Genomic DNA, 815 nt, shown 5'->3' on the forward strand with positions numbered 1-815 from the left:
CCCTCGGCCTCGCGCGGCGGAGGCGCCGGCGCCTCCGCGGTCTGCGACGCGGCGGGCAGGCGACCGGCGCGGCCCGCCGCGGCTGCCATGGCTAGGTCACTGCCTCCGGCAGGTCGGCCGGGGCGAGGAAGCGGACCAGCCGCCCCCCGCCCTCGGCGAGATCGTGCCAGGACGAGGCGACGGCGAATTCCGCCAGCGCGCAGGTCGGGAAGCCTTCTGCGATGCGCCGGGCGCTCGCCGAGCCCGCCATGCCCGCGCCGCCGATCAACGCCAAGGCGAGGTCCTGCAGGCCGGGATTGTGGCCGATCAGCAGCACGCTGCGCGCGGTCTCGGGCACTTGGCGGAGCGTCTCGACCAGCCGGGGCCAGGGGGCGAGGTAGAGGTCGTCCATCGGCTCGACCAGCGGGCTGTCGGCGAAGGGGGAGATCGCCTCGAGCGTCTGCAGCGTCCGCCGCGCGGAGGAGACGAGCACCACGTCGGGCGACAGGCCGAGGTCCCGCATGGCCGCCGCCATGGCCTGCGCGGCGCGGCGCCCGCGCGCGTTCAGCGGCCGGGCGTGGTCGGCGAGGGACGGGTCGTCCCAGGAGGATTTCGCGTGCCGCAGGAGCAGGAGCTGGCGCATGTCCCCCGCATCCTGCCACGGCGCCGCGCGGCTGTCGCGGGCGGGGCGCCCCCTCCCGCCCCGCCCCGCCGGCCCCATTTGCGCCGGGCTTTTCATGGGTGGAGGCTGCGGCGCATGGCCGGGACGATGGTGGTGGTGGGCGCGACGGGCGCGGTGGGCTCGGCGCTGGCGCGGCGGCGGGCAGATCGGAAGG

The 815-nt window shown here is 77.4% G+C and carries 1 protein-coding gene; it reads right to left on the reverse strand.

Going from position 1 to position 815, the window contains the following annotated elements; translation table 11 throughout:
• Nucleotides 1-91 precede the first annotated feature (91 nt).
• The gene (locus HW577_RS25845) at nt 92-622 is read right to left on the reverse strand and encodes a SixA phosphatase family protein (protein ID WP_198378935.1); all 531 of its coding nucleotides are present in this window, start codon (nt 620-622) and stop codon (nt 92-94) included.
• Nucleotides 623-815: the final 193 nt, after the last annotated feature.

Source organism: Neoroseomonas rubea (assembly GCF_016106015.1).
In the GTDB taxonomy this organism is placed as follows: Bacteria; Pseudomonadota; Alphaproteobacteria; order Acetobacterales; family Acetobacteraceae; genus Neoroseomonas; species Neoroseomonas rubea.